Raw genomic sequence first — 13610 nt, 5'->3', positions numbered from 1 at the left:
AACCATGGCGACGGCAGCGAAAAGCGTAAAGAAGGCCGCTGGCCCGAAGGAATACGTCTTCGCCTGGGAAGGCAAGGGCAAGGAGGGCAAGATGGTGCGCGGCGAATTGCGCACCACCAGCGAAGCCGTCGCGCAGGCGACGCTGCGCCGCCAGGGCGTTGTCGTCACCAAGCTGAGCAAGCAGCGCTTCAAGCGCGGCAGCCAGATCACCGACAAGGACATTTCGCTGTTTACACGCCAGCTGGCGACGATGATGAAGGCCGGCGTGCCGCTGCTGCAATCCTTCGACATCGTCGGCCGCGGCCACAGCAACCCGGCGGTGAGCAAGCTGCTGCTCGACATCAAGTCCGACGTCGAAACCGGTAGTTCGCTGTCGCAGGCCTTCCGCAAGCATCCGCTCTACTTCGACCAGCTCTATTGCAACCTGATCGCCGCCGGCGAACAGGCCGGCATTCTGGAAACCCTGCTCGAACGGCTGGCGAGCTACAAGGAAAAGATCCTCGGCATCAAGTCGAAGATCAAAGCGGCGCTGTTCTACCCGATCACCATCCTCGTCGTCGCTTTCGTCATCACCGCGGTGATCATGATTTTCGTCATCCCGGCATTCAAGGAAGTATTCAAGAGCTTCGGTGCCGACCTGCCGGCACCAACGATGATCGTCATCGGCATTTCCGACTTCTTCATCGCCTGGTGGTGGGCGATCTTCGGCAGCATCGGCGGTGCGGTCTTCGGTTTCTTCTATGCCTGGAAGCGCTCGGAAAAGATGCAGATGGCGCTTGACCGCATCTTCCTGCGCCTGCCTATCTTCGGCGACATCATCCGCAAGGCGGTCATCGCGCGCTGGACGCGCACCCTGGCAACGATGTTCTCGGCCGGCGTGCCACTGGTCGAGTCGCTCGAGTCGGTCGGCGGCGCCGCCGGCAACTACGTCTACAAGACGGCGACGCGGCAGATCCAGAGCGAGGTGAGCACCGGCACCAGCCTCACCGCGGCGATGCAGAACTGCAACCTGTTCCCGAACATGGTCATCCAGATGGTCGCCATCGGCGAAGAATCGGGTGCGCTCGACGCCATGCTCTCCAAGGTCGCCGACTTTTTCGAGGCCGAGGTCGATGACTCGGTCGAGGCGCTGTCGAGCCTGATGGAACCGATCATCATGGTTGTCCTCGGCACGCTGATCGGCGGCATGGTCATCGCCATGTACCTGCCGATCTTCAAGCTCGGCGCCGTGGTCGGATGACGGCTGCACTCGCCGGCTTTTCCGACCCGGCTTTCTTCGCGTTCTGTTGCGGTATTCTCGGACTTCTCGTCGGCAGCTTCCTCAACGTCGTCATCCATCGTCTGCCACTGATGATGGAGCGCGACTGGCGCGCGCAGTGTGCCGAACTGCACGGCGAAGCAACGGCTGATGCAGGCGAAGAGCCGCCGCTCAGCCTGTCGCGACCGCGCTCGCGCTGTCCGCACTGCGGCCACGCGATCAGCGCACTGGAAAACATCCCGCTGCTGAGCTGGCTCGTTCTGCGCGGCCGCTGCTCCGCGTGCCGCGCACCGATCTCGATTCGCTACCCGCTGGTCGAGGTGGCCAGCGGCGCCCTCTCGCTGCTCGCAGCGCTGCACTTCGGTCCAGGCCTCGCTGCTTTCGCCGCAATTGGCCTGATCTGGTGCCTGCTGGCACTGGCGCTGATCGACCTCGACACACAACTATTGCCCGATTCGATCACGCTGCCGCTGCTCTGGGGCGGCCTGCTGTTCAACCTGATCGGCGGCTTCACCGACCTGCGCTCGGCGGTGATCGGCGCCATCGCCGGCTATCTTGCGTTGTGGTCGGTCTACTGGGCGTTCAAGCTCGCCACCGGCAAGGAAGGCATGGGCTACGGCGACTTCAAGCTGCTCGCCGCGCTCGGCGCCTGGTTCGGCTGGCTCTTGCTGCCACTGATCATCCTGCTGTCGTCGGCGGTCGGCGCCACAGTCGGCATCGCGCTGATCGTCTTCGCCCGCCACCGTCGTGAAACGCCAATCCCCTTCGGCCCTTATCTCGCCGCCGCCGGCCTGATCGCCTTGTTCTGGGGCAAGGAACTGACGCAGCTGTGGTTACGCCTGCTATGAACCGCTCCCCGACTTGAAAAATGACGCCACCGCCGCCATCTGCCAACAGCAGACGGCTCCCGGGCGGCCGACGCATCTATCCCTTCAGGTATAATTCGCCTCATTTGGAGGACTCCCATGCCGATTTACCCGTATCGCTGCGAATCCTGCGGGTTCGAGAAAGACCACCTGCAGAAGCTGAGCGATCCGCCGCTTGACAGCTGCCCGGAATGCGGCAGCCACGCGTACAGGAAGCAGCTGACTGCCGCCGGTTTCCAGCTCAAGGGCAACGGCTGGTACGCCACCGATTTCAAGGGCGGCTGCCAGCCTGCTGCAGCCGCTGCCGCCGCTGAAAAACCCTCGGAAAGCCTGCCACCTTGCGCTGGCGGCACCGCTCCTTGTCCGTGCGCAGCCAGTTGATCAAACGCTACTTCATCACCGGATTGCTGATCTGGGTACCCTTGGCAATCACGTTCTGGGTACTGTCGCTGATCATCAGCACCATGGATCAGTCGCTGCGGCTGTTGCCGGAGACGATCCATCCGCACGCGCTGTTCGGCTTTGACATCCCGGGCGCCGGTGCGCTGCTGACGCTGGCGGTGATTCTGCTCACTGGTCTGGTCACCGCCAATTTCGTCGGCCAGAAACTGGTGTCCTGGTGGGAGCTGCTGCTCGCGCGCATTCCGGTGGTGAATTCGGTTTACAACAGCGTCAAGCAGGTTTCCGACACGCTGTTCTCGTCGAACGGCCAGGCCTTCCGCAAGGCGCTGCTGGTGCAATACCCGCGCGAGGGTTCCTGGACCATTGCCTTCATGACCGGGCATCCGGGCGGCGACGTTGCCAATCACCTCTCCGGCGACTGGGTCAGCGTTTATGTGCCGACGACGCCAAATCCGACCTCCGGCTTCTTCCTGATGATCCGGCGCGACGAAACCGTAGAACTCGACATGAGCGTCGACGAAGCCCTGAAGTACATCATTTCAATGGGCGTTGTTGCGCCACCACTGCGACAACGCAACAAGGTCGCCGGCGTGCTCGGCGAGCCGACCGCCTGATCGTGCCGCCCGCCGCCCGGCAAAGCCGCCGGCAGCCAGACCCGGCGCACCAAGCAGCAAGTTAGTATTCTCGAACCCGACCATTTCCGCGCCACGACGGCGCCCAATGAAACCAGCACATCATGCGAACTCACTACTGCGGACAACTCGATTCCCGACTCATCGGCCAGGAGGTCACCCTATGCGGCTGGGTGCATCGCCGGCGCGACCACGGCGGCGTGATCTTTCTCGATCTGCGCGACCGCGATGGGCTGGCGCAGATCGTCTGCGACCCGGATCGTCCGGAGATGTTCGCCATCGCCGAATCGCTGCGCAACGAGTTCTGCCTGAAGATCACCGGCCGCGTGCGCGCCCGCCCGGCCGGCACACAGAACACCAATCTCGCCTCGGGCGAGATCGAAGTGCTCTGCCTGCAGATCGAAGTGCTCAACGCATCGGTGACGCCACCGTTCCAGCTCGACGAGGAAAACCTCTCGGAAAACGTTCGCCTGACGCACCGCGTCATCGACCTGCGCCGCCCGCAGATGCAGAAGAACCTGCAGCTGCGTTACAAGGTGGCGCGCGCCTTCCGCCGCTTCCTCGACGACGCCGGCTTCATCGATATCGAAACGCCGATGCTGACCAAGAGCACGCCCGAAGGCGCGCGCGACTATCTCGTTCCCTCGCGCGTGCATCCGGGGCAGTTCTTCGCCCTGCCGCAGTCGCCGCAGCTGTTCAAGCAGCTGTTGATGGTCGCCGGCTTCGACCGCTACTACCAGATCGTCAAGTGCTTCCGTGACGAAGATCTGCGCGCCGACCGCCAGCCCGAATTCACGCAGGTCGATATGGAAACCTCGTTCATGAGCGAGGACGAGATCACCGCGCTGATGGAAAAGCTGATCCGCACGGTATTCAAAGAAGCGATCAACGCCGACCTGCCCTCCCCCTTCCCGCGCCTCACCTACGCCGAAGCCATGCACCGCTACGGCTCGGACAAACCCGACCTGCGCGTCACGCTTGAACTCACCGAAGTCACCGATCTGGTGCGTGACGTGTCCTTCAAGGTCTTTGCCGGCGTCGCCAACAGCGACGGCGGGCGTGTCGCCGCGCTGCGCATTCCCGGCGGTGCCACGCTGACACGCGGCGAGATCGACGAATACACCAAGTTCGTCGCCATCTACGGCGCGCGCGGACTGGCCTACATCAAGGTCAACGACGCCAGCCAGCCGAACGAGGCCGGACTGCAGTCGCCGATCGTCAAGAACCTGCATGAGGCAGCGCTACGCGGCATCATCGAACGTACCGGCGCACAGTCGGGCGACCTGATCTTCTTCGGCGCCGACAAGGCAAAGGTGGTCAACGACGCGCTCGGCGCACTGCGTGTCAAACTCGGCCACGAGAAGGGCTTCGTCAACGGCAAAGCCTGGGAGCCGCTGTGGGTCGTTGACTTCCCGATGTTCGACTACGACGACGACGCCAAGCGCTGGGTCGCCTGCCACCACCCCTTCACCAGCCCGAAGGACGAGCATCTCGAGCTGCTCGCCAGCGATCCGGGCAAGTGCCTGGCCAAGGCCTACGACCTCGCCCTCAACGGCTGGGAACTCGGCGGCGGCTCGGTCCGTATCCACCGCGCCGACGTGCAGGAGAAGGTGTTTGCCGCGCTCGGCATCGGCGAAGAAGAAGCACAGGCCAAGTTCGGCTTCCTGCTCGACGCGCTCAAGTACGGCGCACCGCCGCACGGCGGCCTCGCTTTCGGCCTCGACCGCATCGTCACCATGATGACCGGCGCCGAATCGATCCGCGACGTGATTGCCTTCCCGAAGACGCAGCGTGCGCAATGCCTGCTCACCGACGCACCCTCGGGCGTCGACGAGAAGCAGTTGCGCGAACTGCACATCCGCCTGCGTCAGAAGCTCGAGACGCAGGTCGACGTCAGCGGCGCCTGAGGCTGAGGCAGCGGCACCGCCGCTGCCGCTTCGCTGATCCTGGCCATGCAGCTGCTGCGCGTGCCCCTGCTCTCGCGGATGCTGGCGGAGCACTCCCGCCCGGCCGGAAAGCGCCTCGGCGGATTCTTCGCCGCCTGGCTCGCCATTGTTTTTATTGCGATTCTTTCGCTCGCACCGGCACAGGCCCGCAACTGGTACGAAGCTGACGAAGGCGGCGCGCGCAAGGCCGTCAGCGGCGAGATTGCCAGCGTTGCGCTCGCCGATCTGCCGCGCCAGGCCGGCGAAACACTGGCGCTGATCAAGCAAGGCGGTCCCTTCCCCTATCCGCGCAAGGACGGCAGCGTTTTCGGCAACTTCGAGCGGGCGCTGCCGCAACAGCCGCGCGGCTACTATCGGGAATTCACCGTGCCGACGCCCGGCGCGCGCGACCGCGGCGCGCGGCGCATCATCGCCGGCAGCGGCCGCGGCAATGACGTCGCCCGCTCCGGCGAGTATTACTACACCGACGACCACTACCGCAGCTTCCGCCGGATACGCGAATGACGCCTGAGCCGAAACCTTGCGCACAGACCGCCGCCGCTGGCGATAGCGCCGTCAGCCCCGTCGTCGTGCCCACCGTCGCCCTCACCTCCATCCTCGAGCAATCAGGCAGCGGCGGCGTCCATCGCTTGCCGTTGGCCAGTCAGGCGGAATTGCGCACGGCAGCGTCCGGGCGCGCTCTGCTTTTCGGCGAAGTCGATCTGGGTACAAGCCGCAGCGCGGCCGAAGCGCTCGCTGCCATCGGTCGCACACTCGACTTTCCGGACTGGTACGGCGCCAACTTCGACGCGCTCGCCGATTGTCTCGACGACTATGGCGACGAACCCGCCAGCGGCGGCGTCGTTCTGCTGCGCGGCAGCGAGGCGCTGCGGGCCAGCGATCCGGCTACGCTCGAGACGCTCATCGCGGTCCTCGCCGAAGTCAGCGCCAAGCGCCGCGACAGCGCGGCGCCGCTGTGGATATTCCTTGCCGAAGCGCCAGCAAGCGGCGCGCCAAAGACGCAGCCGTGAGCGATCATCCCGGCGCTGACACGGCGCCACTTCAGTGGAAACGGCCGGTCTCGGTGCTGGTCGTCATCCACACCCGCGACCTGCAGGTTCTGCTAATTGAGCGCGCCTCGCACCCCGGCTACTGGCAATCCGTCACCGGCAGTTTGGAAGACGGCGAAGCACTGGCGCAGACGGCCTGCCGTGAAGTCGCCGAGGAAACGGGAATCGACTGCGCGCAGGGAATCCTGCGCGACTGGGGAATCACCAACCGCTTCGAGATCTTCGCCGAATGGCGGCATCGTTATGCGCCGGGAGTGACGCACAACGACGAACACGTCTTCTCGCTTGAACTGCCGGCGCCCTGCGCCGTCACCGTCGCGCCGGACGAACACCTCGCCAGCCGCTGGCTGCCCTGGCAGGAAGCGGCCGCGGAATGTTTTTCCTGGAGCAACCGCGACGCCATCCTGCTGCTGCCGCAGCGCCCGGGAATTCAGGTGGCGGCGGGCAGTCTCGCTTCGAGACACTGGGGACAGTAGCAGGCGGCGTCCGCGTCCTGCGGCATGGCGATTCGCGCCGGCTCGTCCATGCACCAGCAGGTCTTGCCGCCGGCTTCGAGGCCGCAGGAAAAAACGCGTCCGCAGCCCAGACAGCGGTGCTCGGTTGCGCCGGCACTGGCACTGGTTGATGTCTTCGCTTGCTCCATGATCTCTTCTCCTGTCGATTGCCGGCGCCGGAACTGGCGCCGGGGATACTTCACGGGCTCTTGAAGCGGCAGACCAGCCACCCCATATCGGTGGTGTGAGCAGAGCAAGGCCCACAACGTTCATTCTGCCCGATACAGGCACACTGACCAGGAGAAAATCATGAGCAATCTGAACCGCTTCGATCCTCTTGACGATATTTTCCGCGGCTTTTTCCTGCGCCCGGTCGACCTCAGTGCGAACAGCGCCAACACGCCGTCGATCCGCATGGATGTCAGCGAAAACTCCGACGCTTTTCTCGTGCACGCCGAACTGCCGGGAGTGAAGAAGGAAGACATCCACGTCAGCATCGACGGTGCGCAAGTGTCGATCAGCGCCGAGATGAAGGAAGAACGCAGCATCCGCGAAGGCAATGGCAAGGACGCCAGCGGCAAGGAAGGCAGTCGCCTCCTGCGCGCCGAGCGCTATTACGGCAAGGTGTCGCGCTCCTTCCAACTGGCGCAGGAAATCGACGACACGCAGGCTGTGGCCCGCTTCAACGACGGCGTTCTTGAGCTGACGCTGCCCAAGCGCGTTGCCGCCGCCAGCAAGCGACTGACGATCCAGTAAGCGCGCCGGCGGGCGGAGCCTGTGCTGCGCTGCGACCGCGTTGCGCAGCGTCTCCGGGCTCCGCTTTCGCCCCTCTCCTGCCGACGCTTTTTCATTCGCGGCCGGGGCGGTTAGAATCCCGCGTCCACTTCGGAATTTCCGCCATGACCGACCGTACTGCCGCCCCCGCCGACTCCTCCTACCCGCCGGCTGCCGAAGCAAGCATCCTCGCCGCCGCGCTGCCCTACATCAAGCGTTTCCACGGCAAGACGATCGTCGTCAAATACGGCGGCAACGCCATGACCGACGAGCGCCTGAAGCAGTTCTTCGCGCGTGACGTCGTGCTGCTGTCGCTGGTCGGCATGAATGTCGTCGTCGTGCACGGCGGCGGTCCGCAGATCGAACAATTGCTCAGCCGCGTCGGCAAGAAGGGCGAGTTCATCCAGGGAATGCGCGTCACCGACGCCGAGACAATGGAAGTCGTCGAGATGGTGCTCGGCGGCCAGGTGAACAAGGACGTGGTGAACCTGATCAACCAGGCCGGCGGCCACGCGGTCGGTCTGACCGGCAAGGACGGCGGACTGATCCGGGCGAAGAAGCTGCTGCTCGCCGACCGCCAGCACCCGGAGGAGTTGATCGACGTCGGCCAGGTCGGCGACATCACGCAGATCGCCCCCTCGCTGATCCGCCATCTGCAGGGCGGCGGCTTCATTCCGGTGATCGCGCCGATCGGTGTCGGCCCGGCCGGCGAGACCTACAACATCAACGCCGACGTCGTCGCCGGCAAGATCGCCGAAGTGCTCAAGGCCGAAAAGCTGGTGCTGCTGACCAACACGCCGGGCGTGCTCGACGAGAATGGCGAACTGATCACCGGCATCACGCCGCGCCAGATCGACGAGATGGTCGCCGACGGCACACTTTCCGGCGGCATGCTGCCGAAGATCGGCTCGGCGCTCGATGCGGCGAGGAACGGTGTGAAGAGCGTGCACATCATCGACGGCCGCGTCGAGCACGCGCTGCTGCTCGAAATCCTCACCGATCACGGCGTCGGCACGATGATCCGCTCGCATTGAGTCGCGCCACTCCCCTGCGCCTGCCACGGGCGACGCGCGCGCTGTTGCGTCGCCTGCGCCAGCGCGCGTCCGGCAAGGCGGCAGCGCCGGCACAGCCGCCGCGCACCTGGCTGTTCGATCTCGACGACACGCTGCACAACGCCAGCGCACACATCTTCCCGCACATCAACCGCGCGATGACGGCGTACATCCGCGAGCTGCTGTCGCTCGACGAGGCCGGCGCCGGCAAGCTGCGCCAGCACTACTGGCGACGCTACGGCGCGACCTTGCAGGGGCTGGTGCGCCATCACGGCGTCGAGCCGCAGCATTTTCTCGCGCGCACGCACGATTTTCCCGATCTGGCAGGCATGGTCGTCGCCGAGCCGGGGCTGCGCGCCATGCTGCACCGCCTCCCCGGGCGCAAGATCGTCTTTTCCAACGCGCCGCGCGCCTACGCCGAAGCGGTATTGCGCATCATCGGCGTACGCGACTGCTTTGACGCGCTCTACACAATCGAAAGTCTGCGCTACCGGCCGAAGCCGGCGCGTGCCGCTTTCCGCCGCCTGCTGCACGCCGAGAAGCTCGACCCGCGCCGCTGCATCATGGTCGAGGACAGCCCGGCCAACCTGCTCACCGCCAAACGGCTCGGCATGAAGACCGTGTTGGTAAGCGCCTGCCTGCGCCGAGCACCGCATGTAGACGTGCTTGTCGCGTCGGCGATGGATTTGCCGCTGCGTAGCGGCCGGCTATAATCGCGCATCAAAAAAGGGAGCGAGACGATGGCAAAACCGGGCGAACGCCGTCTGCAGATCCTGCAGACACTGGCCGAAATGCTGGAAACGCCGAAAGGCGAGAAGATCACCACGGCCGCCCTCGCCGCCCGCCTGGAGTGCTCCGAGGCCGCGCTCTACCGCCACTTTGCCAGCAAGGCGCAGATGTTCGAGGGGCTGATCGAGTTCATCGAGTCGAGCCTCTTCGGCGTCATCAACCAGATTGCCGGTGAAGAAACGCAGGGCATGCGCCAGGTCGAACATACCTTGTCGCTGCTGCTCGGCTTCGCGCAGCGCAACCGCGGCATGACGCGCGTGCTCATCGGTGACGCGCTGGTCAATGAGAACGAACGCCTGCAAGCGCGCATCAACCAGTTGCTCGATCGACTCGAAGCCGCGCTCAAGCAGTCGCTGCGCGTCGCCGCGACCCAGGAGCATCTGGCGGCAGACGCCGACTTCAGCGGACTCGCCAACGTTCTACTCTGCTATGTCATCGGCCGCTGGCACCTCTATGCGAAGAGCGGCTTCGTCCGCGAACCGCTCGCCGGCTGGCCGCAACAGTGGCCGATGCTCTACTTCGCCTGCCTCAGCCAGCGCCCGGAAGCGCTGCCCGCCAGCGGCAACTGAAGCGGCGCTGCCGGCACGCTCGCGCGCCGGCGAACTCCCGCAGGGCCGACCGGGGCTCCGCCCGATGTGCCGGCGCGTCCTGCGCGAACCCGGATATATCCCTGTCACCATCGCGGTGAGCGTACAATATCGCCCTTTCGCCGTCGGCGCGCCGCGCGCCCATCTCACTCCCGATGTCGAACTCGAATACCGCGGTCATAGCGGATCGCGCCGGAGCGCTCCCGGCCGCTGGCTTGCAGCAAGAGCAGGCGTCGTTTTCTGAAAATTCCGTTGCCATAGGCTTGCCCGCTACACCCTCGCGCACCAAGGCCGAAGCCGTGCCTTCGGCGGAACGTCCGGCGAAGCAGACCGAGCAGCGCCTGCCCTTCATCGACGCACTCAAGGCCATCGGTTCGCAGCTGATCGTGCTGCACCATCTGGCCTTCTACGGACCGATGTCCGATTACGCGCACGAGCTGGCTCCGACGCTGATCGACTGGCTGTATGACTACGCGCGCATCGCCGTGCAGATGTTCCTCGTCGTCGGCGGTTTCCTCGCCGCGCGCAGCCTGGCGCCGGAAGGCCGTCTGCGCACCAGTACGCCGCTGACGCTGATCAGCCGGCGCTATCTGAAACTGGTCATTCCCTACTTGGCGGCGATTGGTATCGCCATCGTCTGCGCAGCGATCGCGCGCACGCTGATGGACCACGACTCGATCCCCGATGCGCCGAGGCCGCTGCAGTTCGCCGCGCACGCGCTGCTGCTGCACGGCATTCTCGATATCGATTCGCTGTCGGCCGGCGTCTGGTACGTCGCCATCGACTTCCAGCTGTTTGCGCTGCTGCTCGGATTGCTCTGGCTGGCGCAGCATCTCGCCGGCGGGCGCCAGCAGGCACAGGAAAACAGCCGCAGCATGCTGATCGGCGCCTTGCTGGTCGTCGCACTGGCCAGCGCCTCGCTCTATTTTTTCAACCGCGACGCCGGCTGGGACGACTGGGGTCTGTACTTCTTCGGCGCCTACGGTCTCGGTGTGCTCACCTACTGGGCTTCCGGCCGGCCGCGCGCGCTGCGCTGGCTGGCGGCGCTGGCGGTACTGGTGGTGCTGGCACTCGCCGTTGATTTCCGCTCGCGCATCGCCGTCGCACTTGCCGTCGCGCTGGCGCTCGGTCTGGCGCGGCATACCGGAGGGCTCGAGAACTGGCCGCTACGTGGCCTTGGCGGCGCGCTCGCCGCCTATTTCGGCAAGATTTCTTACTCGGTCTTCCTGCTCAATTTCCCGGTCGCGCTGCTGGTGAACTCGCTGTTCTCGCACATGGGCGTCGAAGATCCGGCACTCAACGCCTGCGGCATGTTCCTGGCGTGGATCGCCTGCAATATCGCGGGCGCGGTCTTCTTCCATCTGGTCGAAAACCGCACCCGCGAGTGGCAGGATCGCCTGGCGCAGCCGTTTACCGCCGCAGCCCGTCTGCTCGGCCGCTGAACCAGCCACCGCGAACCGCGCAGATACAAAAAAGGCCCGGGAATCTTCTCCCGGGCCTTTTTCATTGCGCGGCGTGACAGATGCAACGACCAGCGCAGCGCCGATTGCTCAGCGATCCTTGAGCCAGGCCGCCGCGTCGAGCGCGAAGTAGGTCAGCACGCCGTCGGCGCCGGCACGCTTGAAGCCGAGCAGGGCCTCAAGAACCACGGCCTTCTCGTCGAGCCAGCCGTTCTGCGTGGCGGCCTTGAGCATGGCGTATTCGCCGCTCACCTGATAGGCGTAGGTCGGCACCTTGAACTCGTCCTTGACGCGACGGACGATGTCCAGATAAGGCATTCCCGGCTTGACCATAACCATGTCGGCGCCTTCGGCGAGGTCAAGCTCGACTTCACGCAGCGCCTCGTCACTGTTGCCCGGATCCATCTGGTAGGTATTCTTGTTGCCCTTGCCGAGATTGCCGGAAGAGCCGAGCGCATCGCGGAACGGGCCGTAGAAAGCCGACGCGTACTTCGCCGAGTAAGCGAGGATGCGCGTGTGGATGCGGTAGTCGCTGTCGAGCTCGGCGCGGATGCGGCCGATGCGGCCGTCCATCATGTCCGACGGCGCGACCACGTCGGCACCGGCCTGCGCGTGGCAGAGCGCCTGCTTGGCCAGCACTTCGAGCGTTTCGTCGTTGAGCACGTAGCGCTTCGGGTCGTCTTCATTGACCAGACCGTCCTGGCCGTGGCTGGTGTAGGGATCGAGCGCGACGTCGGTGATGACACCGAGTTCGGGAAACTCCTTCTTCAGCGCAGCAACGGCGCGCGGCACCAGACCGTCCGGGTTGTAGGCTTCTTCGGCGCCGAGCGACTTCAGCGACGTATCGATCACCGGAAACAGCGCCAGCGCCGGCACACCCAAGGTCTGCGCGCGCTCAGCGGTCTTCAGCAGGCGATCGATGCTCTGCCGCTCGACGCCGGGCATCGAGGACACCGTCTCGACACGGTCCTTGCCATCGAGGACGAAGACCGGATAAATGAAATCGTCGGGCGTAAGCACCGACTCGCGCATCAGGCGGCGCGAAAAATCGTCGCGGCGCATGCGGCGCATGCGGATCGCGGGAAAGCTGCCATTGGTAACGCTCTTGCTCATGGACTGATCTTCCAATCTGTTTGCCTAGGTTGAACACACCGGCAGCAACAAATTTTCCGTTTCTGCCGGAACTTTCTTGACGCCGGAAAACTCTCAGCAGGCAGATGGCTCGCGCCGTCTCCCGCTTCACCTCCCTGAGCGGGTGCCTTAACCCCATTAAGGCTGTTTCGCCCCCGGCCTCCCTTTTTGCCGGGGGCTTTTTATTGCTCGCGCGCAAGTCATCGTTGTTTGTTCGCCACGCGCCCATCCTCGCTGCATGCCGAAAATTCCCCTAAACCTGATCGGCGGCAGGTGCCTGAGGAACTTCCCCGCCAGCCTCTTCCTCAGTGCGCGCAATCGTGTCGCCCGCAAGCCGCTCCGCCGCGGTGCGCTTGGCGCGCACCACCGGCTGTGGAATGGCTGCGCTACGCGCACTCCAGCCCTGCGCCGCGCGCTTGCGCGGACGCGCTTTCTTTTCCGTACGCAAAGCCACCGGCGGCGCTTTCGCTGAGACCGGCTCGATCCCATACCAGCCGGCGAGCACCGCTTCCGCAGTCTCGACGCCGGTTTTCTTCAGGCTCGAGAACAACTGCACCGTACAACGCCCGGCAAATTCGCTGTCGCCGATGTGACGCAAGGATTCCTTCATGCCGGCCAGCGCCCGCGCCTGCTCCATGCGTGTGAGCTTGTCCACCTTGCTGAGCAGGATGTGCACCGGCTTGCCGGTCGGCGCGAACCAGGCGAGCATCTGTTCGTCGAGTTCGGTGAGCAGCTGCCGGCTATCGACGATCAATACCATGCCCAGCAGCGGCAGACGAAAGCGCAGGTAAGGCGCGAGCAGGCCATCCCACTGCGCGCGGATTTCTCCGGGCGCCTTGGCGAAGCCGTAACCTGGCAGATCAACCAGATAGCGGCCTTCGTCGAGCAGAAAGAAGTTGAGATGCTGCGTGCGCCCCGGCGTCTTCGAAACGAAGGCGAGGCGCGAATGATTGGCGAGCGTGTTGATCGCCGACGACTTGCCGGCATTGGAGCGACCGGCAAAAGCGACCTCACCTTGCGAATCGACAGGGAGGTCGCTGAGACGCGCGACGGTCGTATGAAAAACCGCCTTCTGGAACAGGGGCATGGTCTAAGGCGCAGTTCGCCCGGAAAGCAAAGTGTTATAGAATACCAGCTTTGTTGATTCCGTTCTCTGGCCTCTGTTCCGTC

At 64.7% G+C, this 13610-nt stretch carries 16 protein-coding genes; 13 read left to right on the top strand and 3 right to left on the bottom strand.

Annotated features, from left to right (window positions below; all coding sequences use genetic code 11):
• Positions 1–4: 4 nt before the first annotated feature.
• From GGD90_RS08920 to nudB, 8 genes are all read left to right on the top strand, one after another.
• Positions 5–1240, top strand: coding sequence for a type II secretion system F family protein (locus tag GGD90_RS08920; protein WP_153116188.1), 1236 nt, complete (start codon positions 5–7; stop codon positions 1238–1240).
• Positions 1237–2106, top strand: a complete 870-nt coding sequence (locus GGD90_RS08915) for a prepilin peptidase (RefSeq protein ID WP_153116187.1) — start codon at positions 1237–1239, stop codon at positions 2104–2106. Before GGD90_RS08920 ends, GGD90_RS08915 begins: the two co-directional genes overlap by 4 nt.
• A 117-nt stretch (positions 2107–2223) precedes the next feature.
• A complete protein-coding gene (locus GGD90_RS08910) occupies positions 2224–2505 on the top strand; it encodes an FmdB family zinc ribbon protein (RefSeq protein ID WP_153116186.1) in 282 nt (93 codons plus the stop codon).
• Positions 2505–3140 (top strand): DUF502 domain-containing protein, encoded by a 636-nt coding sequence (locus tag GGD90_RS08905; RefSeq protein WP_153116242.1) that lies wholly within the window; start codon positions 2505–2507, stop codon positions 3138–3140. Before GGD90_RS08910 ends, GGD90_RS08905 begins: the two co-directional genes overlap by 1 nt.
• A gap of 122 nt (positions 3141–3262) precedes the next feature.
• The gene (gene aspS, locus GGD90_RS08900) at positions 3263–5065 is read left to right on the top strand and encodes an aspartate--tRNA ligase (protein ID WP_153116185.1); all 1803 of its coding nucleotides are present in this window, start codon (positions 3263–3265) and stop codon (positions 5063–5065) included.
• A 45-nt stretch (positions 5066–5110) separates the two neighbouring features.
• On the top strand, positions 5111–5608 hold the full coding sequence (locus GGD90_RS08895) for a guanyl-specific ribonuclease (protein WP_228273687.1): 498 nt from the start codon (positions 5111–5113) through the stop codon (positions 5606–5608).
• Positions 5605–6114, top strand: coding sequence for a barstar family protein (locus GGD90_RS08890; RefSeq protein WP_153116184.1), 510 nt, complete (start codon positions 5605–5607; stop codon positions 6112–6114). The genes GGD90_RS08895 and GGD90_RS08890 overlap by 4 nt, the downstream gene beginning before the upstream one ends.
• The gene (gene nudB, locus GGD90_RS08885; protein ID WP_153116183.1) at positions 6111–6629 is read left to right on the top strand and encodes a dihydroneopterin triphosphate diphosphatase; all 519 of its coding nucleotides are present in this window, start codon (positions 6111–6113) and stop codon (positions 6627–6629) included. Before GGD90_RS08890 ends, nudB begins: the two co-directional genes overlap by 4 nt.
• Here the strand turns inward: nudB and GGD90_RS08880 are convergent.
• A complete protein-coding gene (locus tag GGD90_RS08880; protein WP_153116182.1) occupies positions 6584–6796 on the bottom strand; it encodes a cysteine-rich CWC family protein in 213 nt (70 codons plus the stop codon). The genes nudB and GGD90_RS08880 overlap by 46 nt on opposite strands.
• 160 nt (positions 6797–6956) lie before the next feature.
• Here GGD90_RS08880 and GGD90_RS08875 point away from each other — a divergent pair, with 160 nt between their 5' ends.
• The 5 genes from GGD90_RS08875 to GGD90_RS08855 all read left to right on the top strand — a co-directional run bounded on the left by GGD90_RS08875 (position 6957) and on the right by GGD90_RS08855 (position 11291).
• Complete coding sequence (locus GGD90_RS08875) at positions 6957–7403, top strand: Hsp20/alpha crystallin family protein (RefSeq protein ID WP_153116181.1); 447 nt, start codon at positions 6957–6959, stop codon at positions 7401–7403.
• 143 nt (positions 7404–7546) lie between these two features.
• The gene (argB, locus tag GGD90_RS08870) at positions 7547–8455 is read left to right on the top strand and encodes an acetylglutamate kinase (RefSeq protein WP_153116180.1); all 909 of its coding nucleotides are present in this window, start codon (positions 7547–7549) and stop codon (positions 8453–8455) included.
• Entirely contained in the window at positions 8452–9186 is a 735-nt protein-coding gene (locus tag GGD90_RS08865) for a pyrimidine 5'-nucleotidase (protein ID WP_407690634.1), read from the top strand. Before argB ends, GGD90_RS08865 begins: the two co-directional genes overlap by 4 nt.
• Before the next feature lie 27 nt (positions 9187–9213).
• The gene (gene slmA / locus GGD90_RS08860; RefSeq protein WP_153116179.1) at positions 9214–9831 is read left to right on the top strand and encodes a nucleoid occlusion factor SlmA; all 618 of its coding nucleotides are present in this window, start codon (positions 9214–9216) and stop codon (positions 9829–9831) included.
• 281 nt (positions 9832–10112) lie between these two features.
• Complete coding sequence (locus tag GGD90_RS08855) at positions 10113–11291, top strand: acyltransferase family protein (protein ID WP_228273686.1); 1179 nt, start codon at positions 10113–10115, stop codon at positions 11289–11291.
• 108 nt (positions 11292–11399) lie between these two features.
• Here GGD90_RS08855 and hemB read toward each other — a convergent pair whose 3' ends face one another.
• Positions 11400–12422 (bottom strand): porphobilinogen synthase, encoded by a 1023-nt coding sequence (gene hemB, locus GGD90_RS08850; protein ID WP_153116177.1) that lies wholly within the window; start codon positions 12420–12422, stop codon positions 11400–11402.
• A gap of 271 nt (positions 12423–12693) precedes the next feature.
• The gene (gene yihA / locus GGD90_RS08845) at positions 12694–13527 is read right to left on the bottom strand and encodes a ribosome biogenesis GTP-binding protein YihA/YsxC (RefSeq protein WP_153116176.1); all 834 of its coding nucleotides are present in this window, start codon (positions 13525–13527) and stop codon (positions 12694–12696) included.
• Positions 13528–13610: the final 83 nt, after the last annotated feature.

The organism is Rhodocyclus tenuis, from assembly GCF_014197755.1.
Taxonomy (GTDB): domain Bacteria; phylum Pseudomonadota; class Gammaproteobacteria; order Burkholderiales; family Rhodocyclaceae; genus Rhodocyclus; species Rhodocyclus tenuis.
Note: the sequence above shows the minus strand (reverse complement) of the source record. Positions and strands in the feature narration are given on the sequence as shown.